21 protein-coding genes are annotated in these 23,151 nt (G+C 62.2%); 5 read left to right on the top strand and 16 right to left on the bottom strand.

The features are described 5' to 3' along the window. Positions 1-21 precede the first annotated feature (21 nt). The 11 genes from HBO05_RS16830 to HBO05_RS16780 all read right to left on the bottom strand — a co-directional run bounded on the left by HBO05_RS16830 (position 22) and on the right by HBO05_RS16780 (position 9,646). Positions 22-501: a DUF2878 domain-containing protein gene (locus tag HBO05_RS16830; protein WP_172313476.1), complete on the bottom strand. Its 480-nt coding sequence runs from the start codon at positions 499-501 to the stop codon at positions 22-24. Beyond that, on the bottom strand, positions 494-1,765 hold the full coding sequence (locus HBO05_RS16825; protein WP_169954864.1) for a cyclopropane-fatty-acyl-phospholipid synthase family protein: 1,272 nt from the start codon (positions 1,763-1,765) through the stop codon (positions 494-496). Before HBO05_RS16825 ends, HBO05_RS16830 begins: the two co-directional genes overlap by 8 nt. Further along, complete coding sequence (locus tag HBO05_RS16820; protein WP_169954865.1) at positions 1,752-2,555, bottom strand: DUF1365 domain-containing protein; 804 nt, start codon at positions 2,553-2,555, stop codon at positions 1,752-1,754. The genes HBO05_RS16825 and HBO05_RS16820 overlap by 14 nt, the downstream gene beginning before the upstream one ends. Continuing rightward, entirely contained in the window at positions 2,552-3,799 is a 1,248-nt protein-coding gene (locus tag HBO05_RS16815) for an FAD-dependent oxidoreductase (RefSeq protein WP_170043034.1), read from the bottom strand. The genes HBO05_RS16820 and HBO05_RS16815 overlap by 4 nt, the downstream gene beginning before the upstream one ends. Next, positions 3,796-4,578, bottom strand: coding sequence for an SDR family NAD(P)-dependent oxidoreductase (locus tag HBO05_RS16810; RefSeq protein ID WP_170043033.1), 783 nt, complete (start codon positions 4,576-4,578; stop codon positions 3,796-3,798). Before HBO05_RS16810 ends, HBO05_RS16815 begins: the two co-directional genes overlap by 4 nt. Next, positions 4,575-4,997: a nuclear transport factor 2 family protein gene (locus HBO05_RS16805; protein WP_170058577.1), complete on the bottom strand. Its 423-nt coding sequence runs from the start codon at positions 4,995-4,997 to the stop codon at positions 4,575-4,577. The genes HBO05_RS16810 and HBO05_RS16805 overlap by 4 nt, the downstream gene beginning before the upstream one ends. Next, entirely contained in the window at positions 4,990-6,435 is a 1,446-nt protein-coding gene (gene phrB, locus HBO05_RS16800) for a deoxyribodipyrimidine photo-lyase (RefSeq protein WP_172313474.1), read from the bottom strand. The genes HBO05_RS16805 and phrB overlap by 8 nt, the downstream gene beginning before the upstream one ends. Continuing rightward, positions 6,436-7,371: a MerR family transcriptional regulator gene (locus tag HBO05_RS16795; RefSeq protein ID WP_172313472.1), complete on the bottom strand. Its 936-nt coding sequence runs from the start codon at positions 7,369-7,371 to the stop codon at positions 6,436-6,438. 3 nt (positions 7,372-7,374) lie between these two features. Then, positions 7,375-8,346 (bottom strand): DUF523 and DUF1722 domain-containing protein, encoded by a 972-nt coding sequence (locus HBO05_RS16790; RefSeq protein ID WP_169954871.1) that lies wholly within the window; start codon positions 8,344-8,346, stop codon positions 7,375-7,377. Positions 8,347-8,447: 101 nt separating this feature from the next. Continuing rightward, the gene (locus tag HBO05_RS16785; RefSeq protein WP_169954872.1) at positions 8,448-8,663 is read right to left on the bottom strand and encodes a TIGR02450 family Trp-rich protein; all 216 of its coding nucleotides are present in this window, start codon (positions 8,661-8,663) and stop codon (positions 8,448-8,450) included. Further along, positions 8,660-9,646 (bottom strand): FAD-dependent oxidoreductase, encoded by a 987-nt coding sequence (locus tag HBO05_RS16780; protein ID WP_169954873.1) that lies wholly within the window; start codon positions 9,644-9,646, stop codon positions 8,660-8,662. The genes HBO05_RS16785 and HBO05_RS16780 overlap by 4 nt, the downstream gene beginning before the upstream one ends. A gap of 197 nt (positions 9,647-9,843) precedes the next feature. Here HBO05_RS16780 and HBO05_RS16775 point away from each other — a divergent pair, with 197 nt between their 5' ends. Next, complete coding sequence (locus HBO05_RS16775; protein WP_169954874.1) at positions 9,844-10,743, top strand: TIGR01777 family oxidoreductase; 900 nt, start codon at positions 9,844-9,846, stop codon at positions 10,741-10,743. A gap of 14 nt (positions 10,744-10,757) precedes the next feature. Next, on the top strand, positions 10,758-11,780 hold the full coding sequence (gene hemH / locus HBO05_RS16770) for a ferrochelatase (RefSeq protein WP_172313470.1): 1,023 nt from the start codon (positions 10,758-10,760) through the stop codon (positions 11,778-11,780). 156 nt (positions 11,781-11,936) lie between these two features. On the opposite strand, the gene HBO05_RS16765 is transcribed toward hemH, so the two are convergent. The 3 genes from HBO05_RS16765 to algW form a co-directional block, all read right to left on the bottom strand. Continuing rightward, positions 11,937-12,656 (bottom strand): DUF4198 domain-containing protein, encoded by a 720-nt coding sequence (locus HBO05_RS16765; protein WP_172313468.1) that lies wholly within the window; start codon positions 12,654-12,656, stop codon positions 11,937-11,939. A gap of 12 nt (positions 12,657-12,668) precedes the next feature. Next, positions 12,669-14,777 carry a TonB-dependent siderophore receptor gene (locus tag HBO05_RS16760; RefSeq protein WP_172313466.1) on the bottom strand — a complete coding sequence of 703 codons (2,109 nt, stop codon included), beginning with the start codon at positions 14,775-14,777 and terminating at the stop codon, positions 12,669-12,671. 75 nt (positions 14,778-14,852) lie between these two features. Beyond that, positions 14,853-16,013 (bottom strand): Do family serine endopeptidase AlgW, encoded by a 1,161-nt coding sequence (gene algW, locus HBO05_RS16755; protein WP_169954878.1) that lies wholly within the window; start codon positions 16,011-16,013, stop codon positions 14,853-14,855. 102 nt (positions 16,014-16,115) lie between these two features. Here algW and HBO05_RS16750 point away from each other — a divergent pair, with 102 nt between their 5' ends. The 3 genes from HBO05_RS16750 (at position 16,116) to cysN (ending at position 19,949) form a co-directional block, all read left to right on the top strand. Next, on the top strand, positions 16,116-16,874 hold the full coding sequence (locus HBO05_RS16750; protein WP_169954879.1) for a Nif3-like dinuclear metal center hexameric protein: 759 nt from the start codon (positions 16,116-16,118) through the stop codon (positions 16,872-16,874). 249 nt (positions 16,875-17,123) lie between these two features. Continuing rightward, on the top strand, positions 17,124-18,041 hold the full coding sequence (gene cysD / locus HBO05_RS16745) for a sulfate adenylyltransferase subunit CysD (protein WP_029295601.1): 918 nt from the start codon (positions 17,124-17,126) through the stop codon (positions 18,039-18,041). Positions 18,042-18,050: 9 nt separating this feature from the next. Then, a complete protein-coding gene (gene cysN, locus HBO05_RS16740) occupies positions 18,051-19,949 on the top strand; it encodes a sulfate adenylyltransferase subunit CysN (RefSeq protein ID WP_172313464.1) in 1,899 nt (632 codons plus the stop codon). A gap of 174 nt (positions 19,950-20,123) precedes the next feature. Here cysN and HBO05_RS16735 read toward each other — a convergent pair whose 3' ends face one another. Together HBO05_RS16735 and pta are read right to left on the bottom strand one after the other, a co-directional pair. Continuing rightward, the gene (locus HBO05_RS16735) at positions 20,124-21,023 is read right to left on the bottom strand and encodes an acyltransferase (protein ID WP_172313462.1); all 900 of its coding nucleotides are present in this window, start codon (positions 21,021-21,023) and stop codon (positions 20,124-20,126) included. After that, positions 21,024-23,123: a phosphate acetyltransferase gene (gene pta, locus HBO05_RS16730; protein WP_169954882.1), complete on the bottom strand. Its 2,100-nt coding sequence runs from the start codon at positions 23,121-23,123 to the stop codon at positions 21,024-21,026. It abuts the gene before it with no gap. Positions 23,124-23,151 lie beyond the last annotated feature (28 nt).

Here is a 23,151-nt window from a genome sequence, read left to right as displayed (position 1 = left end):
GTGTGAAAGCTCTGACAAACGTCAGCGCGCGAGCCGGTGCAGGCCAGGAAATACCACAGCCCACAGCAGCGCGATTGCCACCAGGGTTGGCACGGTGGCAAACCCGAAGCTCACACCGGCCAACTGGCTGCCGGCGTAGTACGACAGCGGCCCGCCCACAGCTCCGAGCAGGCTTGCGCGCCACCAGGGCCGGGCGCTCCAGGCCAGGCAGTGGCGTAGGGTGGTCGCCAGCAGCGCCCACAGCAGGATCAGCCACGCAGGAATCAACGGGCCTGGATCACTGAATTCAAACACCCCGAGCGTGCGCAGCAGCGTGTCCAGCAGGGTGCCCAGCACGGTCACGCTCAAGATCAACCGCCACTCAACGGCCCACGAAGTTATCCACAGCAGGTGGACCGCCAGCACGCCCAGCCCGACCAACAACCACAGGCTGTCACCACCGATCACACAGGCAAACCAACCGCACTGGAACAACGCGGCGTTGGCCAGGTTTTTAAGCATTGAAGCGCCCGAGCAACGGTTGTGTCACCGCGCAGGGCTTGGCCAGCAGCAACTGCGCGGTGCCGATGGTGCGTTCCATAAAGCCGCCTTCGCAGTAGCACAGGTAGAACTCCCACAAGCGCAGGAAGTATTCGTCGTAGCCCAGTTCCGTCAGTCGACCGTGGGCGCGGCGAAAGTTCTCATGCCACAAGCGCAAGGTTCGCGCGTAATGCAGGCCGAAATCCTCCATGTGCAACAGGTTCATATCGGTGTCGCGGCTGACGATCTGCAACATCTTCTGTACACAGGGCAAGGCACCGCCGGGGAAGATGTAGCGCTGGATGAAGTCGACGCTGCCCTTGGCCTGTTCATAACGTTGTTCGCGAATGGTGATGGCCTGCAACAGCATCAACCCGTCGCTCTTGAGCAAGTGCGCGCATTGCTTGAAGTAGGTGGGCAGGAAACGATGGCCCACGGCCTCGATCATTTCGATGGACACCAGCTTGTCGTACTGCCCGCTCAGGTCGCGGTAGTCCTGCAACAGCAGCGTCACCTGGTCCTGCAGCCCCAAGGCCTGGATGCGCTGTTCGGTGTAGGCAAATTGCTCCTTGGACAAGGTGGTCGTGGTGACCTGGCAGCCGTACTGCTGCGCTGCATACAGGGCCATGCTGCCCCAGCCGGTGCCGATTTCCAGCAGGTGGTCCGATGGCTTGAGTGCCAGTTTCTGGCAAATGCGCTCCAGCTTGTTAAGTTGTGCCTGCTCCAGCGTGTCGTCGGCGGTAAGGAACTGCGCCGCCGAATACATCATGGTCGGGTCAAGAAACTCCTGGAACAGGTCGTTACCCAGGTCGTAGTGGGCGGCGATGTTTTTTTGCGAGCCCTTGCGGGTGTTGCGATTGAGCCAGTGCAGGCCTTGGGTGAGCGGGCGGGCCAGCTTGGCCAGGCCGCCTTCGAGGGCGTCCAGGACATCGAGGTTGCTGACCATCACGCGCACCACGGCGGTCAGGTCCGGGCTGCTCCAGAACCCATGGATAAACGCCTCGCCGGCGCCGATGGAACCGTTGGCGGCCACCAGGCCCCACACCGCCGGGTCGAGGATCTGGATCTCCCCCAGCAAGTGCGCTTCCCGTGCGCCGAACACCTGGCGCTCGCCGTCCTCGATCACCACCAGTTGGCCATGGCGCAGCTTGCCGAGTTGGCGCAGCACGGCTTTGCGCAACAGCGCGCCGGTCAGGCCGTTGACGTTCAGGCGGTTGGATTTGACCGATAAGCTAGGGGATTTCATGGCGACGATCCTTGGGATAGCCAATTGCACAGGCGCCATCGGCGGCCTGATGGGGAAAAATCGGTGTGCGTTTAAAGAGCAGGCGCAGCGCTTGCCAGTAGATGGCCAGGCAGGTCTTGGCGGTCATCCACGGAAAGCGCCGCAAGTAGCGATGCAGGCTGGCGCGGTCGAGGGCTTCGCGTTGCAGGCTCAAGGTGGCATCGAACACCTTGGTCTCGCCTTGCCAGTCGGCCATATGCACGCCCAGGCGCTGGCTCGGCGGGCTGAAGCTCATGCGGTATTCCAGGTCTCGGGGCAAAAACGGCGACACATGAAACGCCTTGGCCACCGCGAAATGCTGATGCTCGCCAACCGCCAGGGCCTGGGCCGGCAGCACGTAGTGATAACGCTCGCGCCATGGCGTGTTGGTCACTTCACAGACAATCGCCGCCAGTTGCCCGTCGGCCTCAAAGCAATAGAAGAAACTCACCGGGTTGAACGCCAGGCCCCAGCTGCGGGCCTGGGTCAGCAGGCAGATGTTGCCCTGGGGGGTATGCCCCAGCGCCGTGCCGACCACTTGGCGCACGGCATCGATCAAGCAGGTGCCGTCGCGGGTCAATTCACGCAGGTAATCCTGCTGGCGAAACGCAAAGGGCGCGAAGCGGCCATGACCTGCTAAGGGCGACAGCCCCAGCACCTGTTCCTGTTCGCTCAGATCCAGGTACAGCAGGCCGATGCGATAGCGAAAGGCATGGCCTTTGGGGGTGAAGCGCCGGTGGGCGATCCAGCCGCTGTAGAGCGCGCTGTTCACAGGGTTTCCCCAAAGGCTTGGGCCACGCGCAGGGCGCTGACCACGCCGTCTTCATGAAAACCGCTGGCCCAGTAGGCCCCGCAATAATAGGTGTGCCGGGCGCCATGCAGTTCTTCCCAGCGCGCTTGCGCCGCCACCGCCGCCAGGCTGTATTGCGGATGGGCATAGGTATAGCGGGCGAGAATCTTCAGCGGGTTGATAATCGCCGTCTGGTTGAGGCTCACACAAAAGGTGGTGGGGCTGTCGATGCCTTGCAGGATGTTCATGGCATAGGTGACGGCTGCCGGCTTGTGCGTGCTGGCGTCCATCCGATAGTTCCAGCTGGCCCAGGCCAGGGGGCGATCGGGCAGCAAGCGGGTGTCGGTGTGCAGGGCCACGTCATTGTCGGCGTAGGTTATCGCCCCAAGAATCTGCTGTTCAGCCTGGCTGGGATCGTCCAGCAGGGCCAGGGCCTGGTCGCTGTGGCAGGCGAAGACGACCTTGTCGAAAATTTCACGGCCATCGGCACTGTGGATAACCACGCCTTCTGGCGTGCGCTCGACTTTTTGCACCGGGCAGTTGAGGCGGATCTGCTGGCCAAACGAGCGGGTCAGCGGCTCGATGTAACGACTGGAGCCACCCTCGATCACACACCACTGCGGCCGATTGTTCACCGACAGCAAGCCGTGGTTCTTGAAGAACCGCACGAAGAACTGCAGCGGGAACCCGAGCATGTCCGCCAGGGGCATCGACCAGATCGCCGCGCCCATGGGCACGATGTAGTGGCGGATAAACCGCGGGCCGTAGTTGCCCGCCTGCAAGTATTCGCCCAGGGTCATCTGTGCGCTGATGCGCTGCTCCTGCAAATCCAGGGGCGCCTGGCGATTGAAACGCAGGATGTCGCGCAACATGCCCCAGAAACCCGGGGACAGGAGATTGCTGCGCTGGGCGAACAGGCTGTTGAGGTTGTTGCCGTTGTACTCGACATTTTCCTCAGGGTCGCACACCGAAAAACTCATTTCGGTCGGCTTGAACGGCACGCCGATCTGCCCCAGCAGGCGAATGAAGTTGGGGTAGGTCCAGTCGTTGAACACAATAAACCCGGTGTCCACCGCATACCGCGTGCCCTCGACGGTCACGTCTACCGTATGGGTATGGCCGCCAATCCGGTCGGCGGCTTCGAACACCGTGATGTCGTGACGGCGGCTGAGCAGATAGGCACTGGTCAGCCCGGAAATACCGCTGCCGATTATGGCGATCTTCACAGGTCGTCCTTCTGCGGCGGCGGGCTGCGCAGCATGCGTTTGCCGATGATCAGTTGCGCGCGGTTCGGCAGTTTCGACAGTGGCCACAGGGTGGCGATGAACAGCGCTGGGAAGGCGATTTCCAGCGGGCGTTTTTCCAGTTTGCCGAAAATATGCCGCGCGGCCTTGTCGGCCGGCCAGCTCAGGGGCATGGGGAAATCGTTGCGTTCGGTCAGTGGCGTATCGACGAAACCAGGGCTGACTACCGTGACATCAATGCCTTCGGGAGACAGGTCAATGCGCAGGGATTCGAACAAGTAGCGCAGGCCGGCCTTGGACGCGCCATAGGCTTCTGCGCGGGGCATCGGCAGGTAGGTGACGGCACTGGCGACCCCCACCAGGTGCGGGGTGTGACCGGCACGCAGCAGCGGCAGCGCGGCTTCGATGCAATAACTGCTGGCCAGCAGGTTGGTGCGCACCACGTGTTCGATAATCGACGCATCGAACTGCCGGGCATCCACGTACTCGCAGGTACCGGCATTCAGGATCACGGTGTCCAGGGCGCCCCAGGTCTGTGCGATCTGCTCGCCGATTTCCCGTACGACCTGGCTGTTGGTCAAGTCTCCGGCCACCACCAGCACTTGGCCGGGGTAACGTTGGGCCAGTTGTTCCAGCGGCGCCTTGGAACGTGCACTCAGCGCCACCTGCGCGCCACTGCCGAGCAACTCTTCGGCCAGGGCGGCACCGATGCCACTGCTTGCTCCTGTCAGCCAATAACGGCGTGGCGATTTCAGGCTCATGCCATTCTCCCTTTCAACCAACGGACCAGCCGGCCAAGTACCGGCAGGTGTTCGTAAAGCAGCGCTCCAGCATCAAAGTAATCGCGGTGCCGGTAGACCTTGTCGTGCCATAGCAGGTGGGAGCAGCCTTGCACCTGAATCTGTTGGCCGCCCGCCAGGCGCGGGTGGCAGAAACTCATGGTCCAGCGTAGATAACCCTCGCCTTCGGCCACGTGGTCGAAGCCGTGGAAGTCAAAATGCAGTTGCCTGACGTTGCTGTAAAGCTCGGCGAAGTACGCATTCAGCGCGCTGATGCCGTGGACCTGGTGCAGTGGATCGCTAAACGATATGTCCTGGCTGTACAGGCTGTCGAGCCGGTGCAGGTTGTGTTTGTTAAGACCGGCGAAAGACTGGGCAAACTGGCGCAGGAAATCACTCATACCCACCTCCTGCCGCCTGGCGCGGGGGCAGGGCACGAAAGGCCGCCAGCGCCCGCTCGCGGGAAGACTTCAGGTCGACGATGGGCCGTGGGTAGTCGGCCACGCCAAACAGGCCGCCGACGGCGTCGGGGTTGTGCACTTCCTTTTTGTTCAATCCCGCCAGTTGCGGCAGCCACTGCTTGATAAAACGCCCTTCGCCGTCGAATTTCTCGGACTGGCTCAACGGGCTGAAAATGCGGAAATACGGCGCCGAGTCGGTGCCGGTGGACGAACTCCACTGCCAGCCTCCGTTATTGGCCGCCAGGTCGCCGTCGATCAGGTGCCGCATAAAAAAGCGCTCACCCTCGCGCCAGTCGATCAAAAGGTTCTTGGTCAGGAACATCGCCACCACCATGCGCAGGCGGTTATGCATCCAGCCGGTTTCCAGGAGCTGGCGCATCGCGGCGTCGATGATCGGCAGGCCGGTGCGCGCCTCTTGCCAGGCGGCCAGGTCGGCGGGCGCGTGGCGCCAGGCCACGGCTTCGGTTTCCGGGCGAAAGGCACGATGGCGCGACACCCGTGGGTAGCCCACCAGGATATGTTTGTAGAACTCACGCCACAGCAGCTCGTTGATCCAGGTGATTGCACCGATATCGCCGCTTTCGAATTCACCCTGGTTGCTTTGCAGCGCCGCATGCAGGCACTGGCGCGGCGAGACCACGCCAGCAGCGAGGTACGCAGAGAGTTGGCTGGTGCCGGGCTTGGCCGGAAAGTCGCGTTCGTCCTTGTAGTAGCTGATCTGGGCATCGGCAAATTGCCCGAGGCGCCGCTGTGCCTCGTCTTCACCGGCCGGCCACAGGGCGCGCAGGGTGTCGCTGGGCGGGATGAATCCTCTGACCTGTTCGGGAACCTCGTCGCTGGCCAGTGCCAAGGCCGCCTGGGCCTTGGGCGTCGGCACCCGGCGTGGCAGGGCACTGTGCAGGCGGTTGTAACAGACCTTGCGAAACTGGCTGAACACTTGGAAGTAGGTGCCGGTCTTGGTCAGTACGCTGCCGGGTTGGAACAGCAGTTGGTCCAGGTAACTGTAAAAATACACCCCTTGTGCTTCCAGGGCCTGGGCTACGGCGGCATCACGCCGGCTTTCGTGGATCCCGTACTCTTCGTTGGCGTGGACGGTCTCGACCGCCAAGGCCTGGCACAGCTCGACCAATACCTGTGGCACTTGATCCCATGTATCCGCGTGGCGGATCAGCAGTGGGATATTCAATTCACCCAGGGCCAGGCCCAGACACTTGAGGTTGCGCAGCCAAAAGTCGACTTTGCACGGCGCATCGTCATGGGCCAGCCATTGGTCTGGCGTGATCAGGTACACCGCCGCCGTCGGGCCACGCTGGCAGGCGGCAGCGAGGGCGGTGTTGTCATGTAGGCGCAGGTCGCTGCGCAGCCAGATCAGGTGCATTTAAAGAAGCCCACGCTGGATCAGGAGCTGATGGGCCGACAACGGGTCTTCGGCCAGCAACAGTTCAGGGATGTCTTGGGTTAATACCGCCAACTCGGCCTGGTGGATGCACACCGTTGGTCCGGCGATGAGGATTGGGCAACTACTGCCGCTCAAGAGTTTCGGCAGCGCCGCCAGATTGATGGCCTTGCTGGAGTAGAGCACCACGGCGCGTGGTTGCAGGTGTTCGACCGCCAGGGCCAGTTCGCCGGTGGGCAACGGCCAGTCGAAGACTTCCACCGGGCAATCGGCGCTGCTGGCCAACCAGGCGCTCAACCACAGGTGCGGCTCCAGCGGCAGGTCGCAATGGTTGATCAGCAATAACGGGGAGCCACTGAGTTGGCGATTGTTGTGATACATCCGCGCGCCAAATTTGCTGCGCAGCCAAGAGTGGAAAAACACCCGCTCCATCTGCGCGCCGAACTGGCCTTGCCAGCGCTGTTCCAGTTCCTTGAGCAGCGGCAGCAACAGTTGCTCGCACAGGGTGCGCGGCGGGTAGAGGGCCATGGCCTGGTTGAACACATCATCGACCCGGCGCTCGGCCAGTTGGCTGATGGCTTGCACCAGGGTCTGGCGCAGGCCCTGCCATTCGTTTTCGCCGCTGTCGTCCACCGGCTGGGCGCTGTCGATCAACTGCTTGACCTGACTGACCGGCACGCCACGGTTGAGCCAGGTCAGGATGGCCTGGATGCGCTGCACATGCTCGGTGTTGAACAGCCGATGGCCCTTGGGCGTGCGCTGCGGCACGATCAGGCCATAGCGCCGTTCCCAGGCACGCAGGGTCACGGCGTTGACCCCGGTCTGGCGCGCCACTTCGCGAATCGGCAGCCAGCCTTGTTCCAGGGCCTGGGCGACGTCTTCGACGGGGTGGGTGGGGTGGTGCAGGGAAGCATTCATGGGTTAGATCGCATTACGCAGGCTGAGATTTTCCGGATGCGGTTGCAGGTAGGCCTGCTGCGCGATGTAGCGGTCCGGATGTTGGCGAAAGTGATGTTTGAGCAAGGTCAGCGGCACCACCAGCGGCACGATGCCGTGGCGGTATTGGCCGATCAGGGTTTGCATCTCCTGTTTGTCCTCGGCGCTGAGGGCTTGCTTGAGATAGCCGCTGATGTGCTGCAGCACGTTGGAATGGGTGCCACGGGTGGCGCACTTTTTCAGGGCACTCATCAGCTCGCTGAAATAGTCCCTGGCCAAGGCATGCAGGTCGCAGCCCTTGCCCATGCTGCCCAGCAGATGGCCGAGGCTTTTGTAGTGGGCCGGGCTGTGGGCCATCAGCAGGTATTTGTAGCGCGAGTGAAAGGCCAGCAGGCGGTGGCGGGTCAAGCCCTCGGCCAGTAGTTGCTGCCAGCTGGCATACACAAACACCCGGGTGAGGAAATTTTCGCGCAGCACCGGGTCATGCAGGCGGCCATCTTCTTCCACTGGCAGATTGGGGTGGCGGGCGCAGAATGCCTGGGCATAGATGCCGCGCCCGCCGCCATCCACCGGGGTGCCGTTGTCGCGGTAGACCTTGACCCGTTCCAGGCCGCACGACGGTGACTTCTGCATGAAGATGTAGCCGCACAGGTCGGTGTGCTCGGCGGCCATGTCCTGGCCGTAGGTGTCCAGCGCGGCGGTCACGTTCAGTTCGCGGTGCACCGTGCCCACGGCCTGCGGTTGCTGCGGGTCGCCCACCAGGCGAATCGGCTCACGGGGGATGCCCAGGCCGATGGCCACTTCCGGGCACAGGGGCACGAAGTCGAAGTAGTCAGCGAGGGTCTGGCTGCACAGAGGGGATTGTTTGTGCCCGCCATTGAAGCGCACGTTCTCGCCGAGCAGGCAGGCGCTGATGGCGATCTTGGGTTTGCCGGTGGCGGACACAGGGGTGGACATGGCAAAACCTCTACAAGATTCCTGTACAGCATGTAATTCCTGTACAACTTAATCTCATCATAGGTCTGAAGCTATACAAGTCAAATTATTTGTACAGGTTTTTACTGCCAGCCGATTTTCCACTGCCCGGCATCTTGCAGGCTTTGCCAGGCCAGGCGCTCTGCGCGACGGGTCAGGACCGCTTGCAGTTCTATCTCCAGCACGCGGCCTTGTTCATCGCGAAACAACTCAGTGACCAGGAAATGCTTTTCCTTGTGCCGAGGCTGGGTGGCGGTCCATTTCGAGAGCAGCAATTTCGCCGGGTTGATGCGCTTCATTGCAGGTGCTCAAGCAGGCGCCGCGCGGCTTCCTGGCCGCTGAGCCATGCGCCTTCGACCCTGCCTGACAGGCACCAGTCGCCGCAAACGTAGAGGCCCAGGTCGGCATCCGCCAGCACTCCCCATTCATGGCTGCCCGCCGGGCGGGCGTACAGCCAGCGGTGGGCGAGGCTGAAGGAGGGCGCCGGCATGCTGCAATGCAGCAGTTCGGCAAAGGCGCCGTGGAGCAATTCGATGATGGCTTCCTTGGGCAGGTCCAGGTGCCTTTTGCTCCAGGCACTGGTGGCGTGCAGGATCCAGGTGTCTGGCGTGGCGTCACGCCCTGGTTTGCTGCGGTTGCGGGCCAGCCAGTCGAGGGGGCTGTCTTGTACGAAACAGCCTTCCATCGGCGTATCCAGCGGCGTGTCGAAGGCCAGGGCGACAGCCCAGGTCGGGTCCATTTTTACCCCGGCCGCCGTGCTCGCCAGTTTGGGCGCCGCCGCCAGCAATGCCGTGGCCTGGTGGGCCGGGGTGGCGATGATCACATGGCTGAAGGGGCCATGGTTGCCGCCGTCGGCGTCCAGCAGGTTCCAGTGTTGCTGGCCCTGGAACACTTCGGTGATCCGGCAGCCAAACTCCACCGGCAGGTCATCCAGCAATGCACGGGTGATGGCGCTCATGCGCGGGGTGCCGACCCAGCGGGTCTGTTCGTCGGGGGAGGGGCTCAGTTGGCCGGATTGGCAGTTGTAGAGTTGCGGTTCCCACTCGGCGGCCCAGCCATTGGCTTGCCAGCGTTGCACTTCATTGACGAAGCGTCGGTCGCGCGCGGTGAAGTACTGCGCGCCCAGGTCCAGTGCGCCGGCCTCGCTGCGCTTGCTGGACATACGCCCGCCGCTGCCACGGCTTTTATCGAAGAGTTGTACAACGTGCCCGGCATCTTTTAACGCTCGGGCGGCCGAAAGTCCGGCGATGCCGGTACCGATGATCGCGATGGGAACAGTCATGGGAGGCCTCGTTTTACCGTTGGGTACAGACTACGCCGACACCAATAGCTGTACAATATTGTTTTTTGGTATAAGTTTCGGCATGCCTGAATGTGTCGCGTGACCTATGGTTAAACCCAGGTCGCGGCCGATTAAAAAGATCCCTGCTTATAAAATAGACCAGCGATGCCCGGCCAACGTTACAGGAGGAAGATCTCATGCATATTTTGCTGACCGGCGGTACAGGTCTGATCGGCCGCCAGCTCTGCCAGCACTGGAGCGCCCAGGGGCATCGGTTGACGGTCTGGAGCCGCAACCCCGCGCAGGTCGCCACGTTATGCGGTGCGCAGGTGCAGGGCGTGGCCCGTTTGCAGGACGTGACGCAGCCGGTGGATGCCGTTATCAACCTGGCCGGCGCGCCGATTGCCGACCGCCTCTGGACCCACAAACGCAAGGCGCTGCTGTGGAGCAGTCGCATCAGCCTGACGGAAACCCTGCTGGCCTGGCTTGAAGGCCTGGCGGTAAAACCTGCGGTATTGATCAGTGGTTCGGCGGTGGGCTGGTACGGCGATGGCGGTGAGCGCGAGCTGACCGAAGCCAGCGGCCCGGTGCAGGACGATTTCCCCAGCCAGTTATGCATTGCCTGGGAAGAAACCGCCCAGCGCGCCGAAGCCTTTGGCCTGCGGGTGGTGCTGGTGCGTACTGGCCTGGTGCTAGCGGCGCAGGGCGGCTTTTTGTCGCGGCTGTTGCTGCCCTTCAAGCTGGCGCTGGGCGGGCCTATCGGCAACGGTCGGCAGTGGATGCCGTGGGTGCATATCAAGGATCAAATCGCCCTGATTGATTTTCTTCTGCACAAACCTGACGCCAGCGGTCCTTATAATGCCTGCGCGCCGCAGCCGGTGCGTAACCGCGAGTTCGCCAAGACCCTGGGCCAGGTGCTGCACCGCCCGGCGTTCATGCCGATGCCGGCGTTTGCCTTGCGGGTGGGTTTGGGCGAGTTGTCCGGGCTGTTGCTGGGCGGGCAGAAGGCGTTGCCCGAGCGGTTGTTGGCCGCCGGTTTCACTTTTCAGTTCACTGAGTTGCACGCGGCCCTGGACGACTTGTCCAGCCGCCTCTAGAGATAGGATGTTGCATGACGGATCACGCGTTGTTACTGGTCAACCTGGGCTCACCGGCGTCCACTTCGGTGGCCGATGTGCGCAGCTACCTCAATCAGTTTTTGATGGACCCGTATGTGATTGACCTGCCGTGGCCGGTCCGGCGCTTGCTGGTGTCGCTGATCCTGATCAAGCGTCCCGAGCAGTCGGCCCACGCCTACGCCTCGATCTGGTGGGATGAAGGCTCGCCGCTGGTGGTGCTCAGCCGTCGCCTGCAACAGCAGATGACTGCGCAGTGGACCCAGGGCCCGGTGGAGCTGGCGATGCGCTATGGCGAGCCGTCGATTGAGAGCGTGCTGACTCGCCTTGCTGGCCAAGGTATCCACAAAGTCACGCTGGCGCCGTTGTATCCACAGTTTGCCGACAGCACCGTGACCACGGTGATCGAAGAAGCGCGGCGTGTGGTGCGCGATCAGCAGCTCAACCTGCAGTTCTCGATCCTGCAACCGTTCTACGACCAGCCGGAATACCTCGACGCCCTGGTGGCCAGTGCCAAGCCGCATTTGCAGCAGGATTACGATCACCTGCTGTTCAGCTTCCACGGCCTGCCGGAGCGGCACCTGAACAAGCTCAACCCCGGGCATTCCCTGGAAGGCGCGGGCGACTGCTGCGCCAATGCGTCGCCGCAGGTGCGCACCACCTGTTATCGCGGGCAGTGCTTCAGCGTCGCCCGCGATTTTGCCGCGCGCATGGGCCTGGCGGACGATAAATGGTCGGTGGCGTTCCAGTCGCGCCTGGGCCGGGCGAAGTGGATCGAACCCTATACCGAGGCCCGCCTGGAGGCCTTGGCCCAGCAGGGGGTGAAGAAGTTGCTGGTGATGTGCCCGGCGTTTGTCGCCGATTGCATCGAGACCCTGGAAGAGATTGGTGATCGCGGCCTGGAGCAGTTCCGCGAAGCCGGCGGTGAGGAGTTGGTGCTGGTGCCGTGCCTCAATGATGATCCGCAATGGGCGGCGGCGCTCAATACCTTGTGCGAAAGAGCGCCTGTCAGCCTCTAATGTGGGGGCTTGTGTAGGAGCTGACTTGCCTGCGATGCAGGCACCTTGGTGTGTCATTCATACCAAGGTGATGCTATCGCAGGCAAGCCAGCTCCCACACAAGTCAGCCCCAGGCAAGTCCTACACAAGCAGGCTCCCACATGGCTTCAGTGGTGTTCACTCATGATGGGGCTGGCCGAGGAAGGTCAGTGAGCTGAACAGCGCGCGGGCCTGTACCTGGCTGTCACCCTTGACCGGCACTTCTGTCTGCGCCGCAATCACATTCAATGCCTCGTTGCGCACCAGTACCTGGGCCCGGCCATCCTTGTCGGTCTCGGTGCTCAGGGTATTGGGCGCGCTGCGGTAGTCACCAATCAACTTGATCCCGGCGGCAGGCTTGCCGTCGATCAGCACCCGTACGGGCAGCGATTGGCCGGGGCCGACGGTCAGCGGGTCGACCTCGGGCACAATCACCATTCTCAATTGATCCAGCTTGGGCAGCTTGGCCCCGGCCTGATAGATCGCCAGGCTGTACTTCAGGGCCTGGGTGGTTTCAACGGCGCCAGGTACCTGGCTGCGGCCCTTGTTCACCCACTTCTTGTCCGGGGTTTGCGACCACAAGCCGTTATCAAAGGCCACCGCCAGCACGGCAGGCGGCTTGAGCGGTTGCAGGCGCGCCTGATCGTCCAGACGCTGCACTGTCACCGGGATCATCCGGCCACTGGCGTCGTAGGCCCAGGCGCCGCTGACTTTCCTCGCCTTGAAGGCTTCATCCTCGGCACCGTGGCCGTAGACCACCTCGACATGGCCCCGGCGTTGTTCGGTCCACAGGCCATGGGCCGAGAGCTGGGTGGCGAACAGCAGGCCGAGCACGGCCAATGATTTGAGCGCTTGCATGGTGAGGTCCTTTTACAGGTTGAGGGTCAGGCTGACGGTGAAGTTGCGCGGCTCTCCGGGGTTGACCCAGTAGTTGCTGTAGGAGCGCTCGTAATACTTTTCGTCGAACAGGTTGTTGAGGTTCAGGCCCACGGTGACGTTATCGCTGGCCTTGTAATGGGCCAGCAGGTCGACGGTGTGGTAGGCCGGCAACTCGAAGCTTTTACCGGCCTCGCCCGAACGGTCGCCGACGTAGGTAAACGCCGCGCCCAGGTCCGAGCCACGCAGGGCGCCATCCTGGAACTCGTACACGCCCAACAGGCTGCCACTGCGCTTGGCCACGCCGAGAATGCGGCTGCCGGCGGGGATCTCTTTGTCGCCCTTGGTCACTTCGGCATCGATGTAGGCAAACGCGCCAATCACCCGTACGGCATCCGTCAGTTGCCCAGTCAGTTGCAGGTCGAAGCCCTGGCTGCGGGCCTTGCCGATGGCGCGCTTGGTGTCGGTGGCCGGGTCCGTGGCCAGGGTGTTTTCCTTTTCGATATGGAAGGCGGCCAGGGTAGTGCTCAGGCGGTCGTCGAACAGCTCGCTCTTGATCCCCACTTCATAGCCGATGCCTTCCTCGGGCTTGAGGAAATTGCCGGCTGCGTCCAGCTCACTTTGCGGTTTGAACGAGGTGGAGGCGTTGGCAAACAGGCCCACTTGCGGGGTCAGTTGATACAGCAAGCCCGCCCGTTGGGTCATGACATCGTGGGTTTTCTGGCTCTTGGCACCGTTCCGGGTGAAGTCCTTCGAGCTTTGCTCGACATGCTCCAGGCGCACGCCAACCACACCGCGCAGGCGGTCGGTAAAGACGATCTGGTCTTGCAGGTTCAGCGCCTGGCTTTTCACCTGGGTGAAAAAATCACTGCCGGTGCGCTCGCCATTGGGCTTGGGCTGGCCATAGACCGGACGGTAGATATCAATCGGGTAACGGCCGGCGATGGCGGTCACCCGTTCTTTCTTGCGGTAGTCCTCGTACTCGGTGCCGATCAGCAGTTCATGCTGCCAACTGCCCACCTCGAACAGGCCGCGCAACTCCAGTTGGGTGATGCTGTCGTGCCAACCCATGGAGCGTTGGCGGTAGCGGCGGTTGATAGTATGGCCGTCGGCATTCAGCGCGCGGTTTTCCGACGCTTCGCCCCACAGGCTGCCCTCTTTGTAGTGGCTGGCCAGGCGCAGCTTCCAGGCATCGTTCAAGTGATGTTCGAGGGTGGCTTGCAGGCGGTTGTTGTGGTTGTCGATATCGCCGTCGTTGGGCTCGCCGAGGAAGGTCGAGCGGGACATGCCGCTCCAGCGGTTGTTGGGGGCGACGAGGCCGCGGTCGAAGGTCGAGCTGTGGCGCACGAACTCACTTTCCACCAGCAGGCTGGTGTCCGGGTCCAGTTGCCAACTGAACGAGGGCGCGACAAACACTCGCTTGCTCTGCACATGGTCGCGGAAGCTGTGGTTGTCCTCCACTGCCAGGTTGACCCGCGACAGCACATTGCCTTCGCTGTCCAGCGGGGTGTTCATGTCGATGGCGGTACGGTAGCGGTCCCAGCTGCCGGCGCTGGTCTGCACGGTGGTGAAGGCTTCGGCTTGGGGCTTCTTGGTGACGATGTTCACCGTGCCGCCGGGATCACCACGGCCATACAGGCTGGCGGCGGGGCCCTTGAGCACTTCGATGCGTTCGATATTGGCCACGTCCGGTGTGCTGGGGTAGCCGCGGTTGGCGCTGAAACCGTCCTGATAGAACTGCGAGGTGGTGAAGCCACGAATGCTGTATTCGTAAAGGGTCAGGCCACCAAAGTTGTTCTGCTTGGACACGCCGCCGGCAAATTCCAGGGCGCGCTCGACGTTGTTGCTGCCCAGGTCCTTGAGCACCGTGGCGGGAATCACACTGATCGATTGTGGGATATCGCGCAGGGCCGTGTCGGTCTTGGTCGCGCTGGCCGAACGGGTTGCGCGGTAGCCCTTGACCGGGCCGGTGGCGGACTCATAGGCCTCGCCGGTGATGCTGGTGGTGCCCAGTTCAAGGGGGTGGGTGTCTTCTGCAAATACCGGGTCTACCAGTAATCCCAAGGCGAGACCGGCCAGGGGCGCAAACTTTCGAGACGTCATGGTCTAACATTCCAATATCAATATTGAAATAATATAACATGACTATTGAGAGTGTATCTCTTTAAGGGTCGCCGTTTATTCCTGCTCTTTCACCGTTGCCGGTGCCGGCGGCGGGCGCAGGCCCACTTCGGCCAGCAGCTTGATTTCCTTGCCGTTGCGCATCACCTGGATCGCGACCTTTTCCGTCGGTTTGATTCGCGCCACCTGGTTCATCGAACGCCGGCCGTCGCCCGCCGGTTCGCCGTCGATACTGAGGATCACATCGCCCACCTGCATCCCGGCCTTTTCCGCCGGGCCGCCGCGCAGGATGCCGGCAATCACGATGCCTGGGCGCCCGGTCAGGCCAAAGGACTCCGACAGCTCCTTGGTCAGCGGCTGCACTTCAATCCCCAGCCAGCCGCGAATCACCTGGCCGTGCTCGATGATCGACTTCATCACTTCCATCGCCAGCTTGACCGGGATCGCGAAGCCGATGCCTTGGGAGCCACCGGATTTGGAGAAGATCGCGGTGTTGATGCCGGTCAGGTTGCCACTGGCATCCACCAGCGCGCCGCCGGAGTTGCCCGGGTTGATCGCCGCGTCGGTCTGGATGAAGTCTTCGTAGCTGTTGAGGCCCAGCTGATTGCGCCCGGTGGCGCTGATGATGCCCATGGTCACCGTCTGGCCGACGCCGAACGGGTTGCCGATCGCCAGCGCCACGTCACCCACGCGCAGGCCCTCGGAGCGGCCGATGGTGATGGATGGCAGGTTCTTCAGGTCGATCTTCAGGACGGCAAGGTCGGTTTCCGGGTCGCTGCCCACCACCCGCGCCAGGGTTTCGCGGCCATCACGCAGGGCCACGACAATCTGGTCGGCGCCGGTGCTCACATGGTTGTTGGTCAGGATGTAGCCTTGCGGGCTCATGATCACCCCGGAACCGAGGCTCGACTCCATGCGGCGCTGCTTGGGCGAGTTGTCGCCGAAAAAGCGCCGGAACTGTGGGTCTTCGAACAGTGGGTGCGCCGGTTTATTGATGACTTTGGTGGTGTACAGGTTGACCACCGCAGGCGCGGCCACCACCACCGCATCGGCGTAGGTCACCGGGCCCTGTTGCACCGCGCTGGTTTGCGGCGCCTGTTGCAGGTTGACGTCCAGGCTTGGCAGGCCGACCCATTGCGGATAACGCTGAATGATCAGCATCGCGATCAGCACGCCGGCCAACAATGGCCATCCAAAATAACGCAGTGCCTTGAGCATCAAGTAAGTCCTGACAGGTTGCAGGGGGCGCGGGAGCGCCCATAATGTCGCGCATTATACGAGGCCGCGAGCGCCTCTGAACGGGATATTTAGGAGTCTTTTATGGCCGTCGCCCTGAGCACCTTGGTTGAAGAAGCGGATCGCTACTTGAACAGTGCGAAAATTGCCGATTACTGCCCCAATGGCCTGCAGGTAGAAGGCCGGCCGCAGGTGTTGCGCATTGTCAGTGGCGTGACCGCCAGCCAAGCGCTGCTCGACGCGGCGGTGGAGGCCAAGGCCGACCTGGTGCTGGTGCATCACGGCTATTTCTGGAAAGGCGAAAGCCCGTGCATCACCGGCATGAAGCAGCGCCGCCTCAAGACCCTGCTCAAGCACGACATCAGCCTCTTGGCCTACCACCTGCCGCTGGACCTGCACCCGGAAGTGGGCAACAACGTGCAATTGGCCCGCCAGTTGGACATTACCGTCGAAGGCCCGCTGGACCCGGACAACCTCAAGGTCGTGGGGCTGGTGGGCTCCCTGGCCGAGCCGCTGTCGGCGCGGGATTTCGCTCGGCGCGTGCAGGAAGCCATGGGCCGCGAGCCGTTGCTGATCGAAGGCAGCGCGATGATCCGCCGCGTGGGCTGGTGCACCGGCGGCGGCCAGGGCTACATCGACCAGGCCGTGCTGGCCGGGGTGGATTTGTACCTCAGCGGCGAAGCCTCGGAGCAGACCTTCCACAGCGCCCGGGAAAACGACATCAGCTTTATCGCCGCCGGTCATCACGCCACCGAGCGTTATGGCGTGCAGGCCCTGGGCGACTACCTGGCCCGGCGCTTTGCCCTGGAACACCTGTTTATCGATTGCCCCAACCCGATCTAAGCCCCCATTGCATCCACTGTAGGAGCCGGCTTGCCGGCGATGAGGCCCTTGAGTCATGCATTGATTTCAAGGACACCATCGCCGGCAAGCCGGCTCCTACGGGGCGATGTACGGCCAAACGAGGCGGTATATCCATATACCGTTTCGATCTAGCTGGCTCCCTGAATAGAAGAAGGTGCTGTGCTAGCATGCCCCGCTCGAACACGGCCCGCAGGCCGTCCAAAAAGAATCGTTTTTCCGTGAGTAGCCATGGTCGATAAACTGACGCATCTGAAACAGCTGGAGGCGGAGAGCATCCACATCATCCGTGAGGTTGCCGCCGAGTTCGACAACCCGGTGATGCTCTACTCCATCGGCAAAGACTCCGCCGTGATGCTGCATCTGGCGCGCAAGGCATTCTTCCCGGGCAAGCTGCCGTTTCCGGTGATGCATGTGGACACTCAGTGGAAATTCCAGGAAATGTACAAATTCCGCGACCGCATGGTCGAGGAACTGGGCCTGGAGCTGATCACCCACGTCAACCCGGACGGCGTGGCGCAGGGCATCAACCCGTTTACCCACGGCAGCGCCAAGCACACCGACATCATGAAGACCGAAGGCCTGAAACAAGCCTTGGACAAGTATGGTTTCGACGCAGCGTTCGGCGGCGCCCGTCGCGATGAAGAGAAATCCCGCGCCAAAGAGCGCGTGTACTCGTTCCGCGACAGCAAGCACCGCTGGGACCCGAAAAACCAGCGTCCGGAGCTGTGGAACGTCTACAACGGCAACGTCAACAAGGGCGAGTCGATCCGCGTGTTCCCGCTGTCCAACTGGACCGAGCTGGATATCTGGCAGTACATCTATCTGGAAGGTATCCCGATCGTGCCGCTGTACTTCGCCGCCGAACGCGAAGTGATCGAGAAGAACGGCACGCTGATCATGATCGACGACGAGCGCATCCTCGAGCACCTGTCCGACGAAGACAAAGCCCGTATCGTCAAGAAGAAAGTACGTTTCCGTACCCTTGGCTGCTACCCGTTGACGGGCGCGGTGGAGTCCGAAGCCGAGACGCTGACGGACATCATCCAGGAAATGCTCCTGACGCGAACTTCCGAGCGCCAGGGCCGTGTCATCGATCACGATGGTGCAGGCTCGATGGAAGACAAAAAACGTCAGGGTTATTTCTAAGGGGTTGTCATGTCGCATGTATCTGATTTGATCAGCGAGGACATCCTCGCCTACCTGGGCCAGCACGAACGCAAGGAAATGCTGCGCTTTCTGACCTGTGGCAACGTCGACGACGGCAAGAGCACCCTGATCGGGCGCCTGCTGCACGACTCGAAGATGATCTACGAAGACCATCTGGAAGCCATCACCCGCGATTCGAAGAAAGTCGGCACCACCGGTGACGATATCGACCTGGCATTGCTGGTCGACGGCCTGCAGGCCGAGCGTGAGCAGGGCATCACCATTGATGTGGCCTACCGCTATTTCTCCACCGCCAAGCGCAAATTCATCATCGCCGACACCCCCGGCCATGAGCAGTACACCCGCAACATGGCCACCGGTGCGTCCACCTGTGACCTGGCGATCATCCTGGTGGACGCGCGCTACGGCGTGCAGACCCAGACCCGTCGCCACAGCTTTATCGCCTCGCTGTTGGGCATCAAGCACATCGTCATCGCGATCAACAAGATGGACCTCAACGGTTTCGACGAGAGCATTTTCGAGTCGATCAAGGCCGATTACCTGAAGTTCGCCGATGGCATTGCGTTCAAGCCGAGCACCATGGCCTTTGTGCCGATGTCGGCGCTCAAGGGCGACAACGTGGTGAACAAAAGCGAGCGTTCGCCGTGGTACACCGGCCAGTCGCTGATGGAGATTCTCGAAACCGTCGAGATCGCCAACGACCGCAACTACACCGACCTGCGTTTTCCGGTGCAGTACGTCAACCGTCCGAACCTGAACTTCCGTGGTTTTGCCGGCACCCTGGCCAGCGGCATCGTGCACAAGGGCGACGAAGTCGTAGTGCTGCCGTCGTGCAAGAGCAGCCGCGTCAAATCCATCGTCACCTTCGAAGGTGAACTGGAGCACGCAGGCCCAGGCCAGGCCGTGACCCTGACCATGGAAGACGAGATCGACATCTCCCGTGGCGACCTGCTGGTGCATGCCGACAACGTGCCGCAAGTCACCGATGCCTTCGACGCCATGCTGGTGTGGATGGCCGAGGAGCCGATGCTGCCGGGCAAGAAATACGACATCAAGCGCGCCACCAGCTATGTGCCGGGTTCGATCACCAGCATCGTGCATCGTGTGGATGTGAACACCCTCGAGGAAGGCCCGGCCAGTGCCTTGCAGTTGAACGAGATCGGCCGGGTCAAGGTCAGCCTCGATGCGGCCATTGCCCTGGACGGTTACGCCAGCAACCGCACCACCGGCGCCTTTATCGTGATCGACCGTTTGACCAACGGCACCGTGGCTGCGGGCATGATCATCGCCCCGCCGGTCAGCCATGGCAGCGCCGCGCAGCACGGCAAGTTGGCCCATGTGGCCACCGAAGAACGCGCCCAGCGCTTCGGCCAGCAGCCGGCCACCGTGTTGTTCAGCGGCTTGTCGGGCGCTGGCAAGAGCACCCTGGCCTATGCGGTCGAGCGCAAACTGTTCGATATGGGCCGTGCGGTGTTTGTGCTGGATGGGCAGAACCTGCGCCATGACCTGAACAAAGGCCTGCCCCAGGATCGTGCCGGGCGTACCGAGAACTGGCGGCGTGCGGCCCACGTGGCGCGTCAGTTCAACGAAGCCGGCTTGCTGACCCTGGCGGCCTTCGTCGCACCGGATGCCGAAGGCCGGGAACAGGCCAAGGCGTTGATCGGCAGTGACCGTTTGCTGACCGTGTACGTGCAGGCCTCGCCGCTGGTGTGTGCCGAGCGTGACCCGCAAGGCTTGTACGCCGCCGGTGGGGATAATATCCCTGGCGAGTCGTTCCCGTACGACGTGCCGTTGAATGCTGACCTGGTGATAGATACCCAGGCACTGTCGCTGGACGACAGCGTCAAGCAAGTGCTGGAGCTGTTGCGCCAGCGCGGCGCGATCTAAACCTCGCCGCCACAAAAAAGCCCGCCACCGAGCACTCGGTGGCGGGCTTTTTTCACACTCTAAAGGTCAACACCGTCAATGTGGGAGCTGGCTTGCCTGCGATTGCAGGAGGCCAGGCAATGCACTTACCTCTGACAGACCGCTATCGCAGGCAAGCCAGCTCCCACATGGTGATCACCTATTGCCTGGGTACTCGATGTGAAGTCGGCTCAGCAGAGCATCCTTGTCTTCCCATAACTGGTTGATCCAGCCCTGGAACGCCAGCCGATATTCCCCATCCTGCTCATAATTCTTGCCAATGAACTCGGCCGGGATCTGCACCTCTTCAAACTGCACCACCACCTCCTGCACATTGCCGCACAGCAAGTCCCAGAAACCCGGGCGGCCGCCCGGATAGTGGATAGTCACGTTGACCAATGACTTCAACTGCTCCCCCATGGCATCCAGCACAAACGCAATGCCACCAGCCTTGGGCTTGAGCAGGTAACGAAACGGCGACTGCTGCTGCGCATGTTTGCCTGGGGTGAAGCGCGTGCCTTCGGCAAAGTTGAAAATACCCACCGGGTTGTCGCGAAACTTCGCACAGGTCTTGCGGGTGGTTTCCAGGTCCTTGCCTTTCTTCTCCGGGTGTTTTTCCAGGTAGGCCTTGGTGTAGCGCTTCATGAAGGGGAAACCCAGCGCCCACCAGGCCAGGCCAATCACCGGCACCCAGATCAGTTCCTGCTTGAGGAAAAACTTCAGCGGGCGGATCCGCCGATTGAGCACGTACTGCAGCACCATGATATCGACCCAGCTCTGGTGGTTGCTGGTCACCAGGTACGAGTGCTGGTAGTCCAGGCCTTCCAGGCCCTTGAGGTGCCAGCGTGTGCGGCGCACCAGGTTCATCCAGGTGTTGTTATTGCTGATCCAGGCCTCGTGGGTCTGGTTCATCAGCCATTCGCTGAAGCGCTTGGCGAAGGGCAGTGCCTTGAACAGCGCGACGATAAACAGGAATGAACACAGCAGAATTGTGTTCAACGCCAGCAACAGCGAGGCGATTACCCCACGCAGGGGGGCAGGCAGGAATTCCAGCATTTAGGCATCCATAGGTCGGTTGGCGGCTTGAATCGCGGTCAGGGCGATGGTGTAGACGATATCGTCCACCTGGGCCCCACGGGGCAGGTCGTTCACGGGTTTGCGCAGGCCTTGCAGCATGGGGCCGAGGCTGACGCAATCGGCACTGCGTTGCACCGCCTTGTGGGTGGTGTTGCCGGTGTTGAGGTCGGGGAATACAAAGACCGTGGCCTTGCCCGCCACCAGGCTGTTGGGCGCCAGTTGCCGGGCGACGTTTTCGTTGGCGGCGGCGTCGTACTGCAACGGGCCGTCGATCAGCAGCGAGCTCTGTTGCTCGTGGGCCAGCAGGGTGGCTTCGCGGACTTTCTCCACTTCCTCGCCACTGGCCGAGTCACCGCTGGAATAGCTGATCATCGCCACGCGTGGGGTGATGCCGAAGGCGGCGGCCGAGTCGGCGCTTTGCAGGGCGATTTCCGCCAGTTCCGCAGCGCTTGGGTGTGGGTTCATCACGCAGTCGCCGTAGACCAGCACTTGTTCAGGGAACAGCATGAAAAACACCGATGACACCAGGGTGCAGCCCGGCGCCGTTTTAATCAGCTGCAAGGCCGGGCGGATGGTATTGGCGGTGGAGTGGATGACCCCGGAGACCAGGCCGTCTACTTCATCCAGCGCCAGCATCATGGTGGCGATCACCACGGTGTCTTCCAGTTGCTGCTCGGCCATCGGTGCGTTGAGGCTTTTGCTCTTGCGCAGCGCCACCATGGGCTCGACATAGCGCTCGCGGATCAGGTCCGGGTCCAGAATTTCCAGGCCTTCAGGCAGCTCGATGCCATGGGCGCGGGCTACGGCTTGGACATCGGCCGGCTTGGCTAGCAGCACGCAACGGGCAATGCCGCGGGCCTGGCAGATGGCGGCGGCTTGCACGGTCAGCGGCTCGCTGCCTTCGGGCAACACAATGCGCTTGTTGGCGGCCTGGGCGCGCTGGATCAACTGGTAGCGGAACACCGCCGGCGACAGGCGCATCTCCCGTGGCGTACCGCAACGCTGGTGCAGCCAGCGCGCATCCAGGTGGCTGGCGACGAAATCGGTAATGATCTCCGCACGTTCGCGGTCATCAATCGGGATTTCCTTGTTCAGGCTGTTGAGCTGGTTGGCAGTGTCATAGGAGCCGGTACTCACCGACAGCACCGGCAACCCGGCCTGGAATGCACCACGGCACAGGTCCATGATCCGTGGGTCGGGCAGGGTGTCGCTGGTCAGCAGCAGGCCGGCCAGGGGCACGCCATTGATCGCGGCCAGGCTGACGGCGAGGATGATGTCGTCGCGATCCCCCGGCGTCACCACCAGCACGCCGGGCTTGAGCAGCTCCACGGTGTTGCGCATGGTGCGCGCGCAGATGATGATTTTGTTCATGCGCCGGGTTTCATAGTCGCCGGCGTTGAGCACTTGCGCGCCCATCAGGTCGGCCACATCGCGTGTGCGCGGGGCGTTGAGCTCGGGCTGGAACGGGATGCAGCCGAGCAGGCGGAAATCGCCACTGCGCAGCAACGGCGAATGCTCCTTGAGGCGGGCGGCGAAGGCCTCCATGCTCTCGTCGGTCTGCACCTTGTTGAGGATCACCCCCAGTACTTTCGGGTCTTTCGGGCCGCCGAACAGCTGCGCCTGCAATTCCACACGGCCGGACAGTTCGGTCAGCACCTCGTTTTCCGGGGCCGAGACGAGGATGACTTCGGCATCCAGGCTTTTTGCCAGGTGCAGGTTGACCCGTGCCGCATAGCTGGCGCTGCGGGTCGGCACCATGCCCTCGACAATCAGCACGTCCTTGCCCACGGCCGCCTGTTGATAAAGGGTGATGATTTCTTCGAGCAACTCATCGAGCTGGCCATCGCCGAGCATCCGCTCGACATGGGCCAGGCCCAATGGCTGCGGTGGTTTGAGGCCATGGGTACGGGCCACCAGCTCGGTGGAGCGCTCAGGCCCCGTGTCGCCGGGATGGGGCTGGGCAATGGGCTTGAAAAAGCCGACTTTCAGCCCGGCCCGTTCAAGGGTACGCACCAGCCCAAGGCTGATGGAGGTCAGACCCACACCAAAATCGGTGGGCGCGATAAAAAAAGTCTGCATGCGAATTCTCTGAAGGTGCATGGCTTCG

The sequence above is a fragment of the Pseudomonas sp. WS 5079 genome (genome assembly GCF_012985465.1).
In the GTDB taxonomy this organism is placed as follows: Bacteria; Pseudomonadota; Gammaproteobacteria; order Pseudomonadales; family Pseudomonadaceae; genus Aquipseudomonas.
This window is presented reverse-complemented; position numbering and strand designations above follow the sequence as displayed.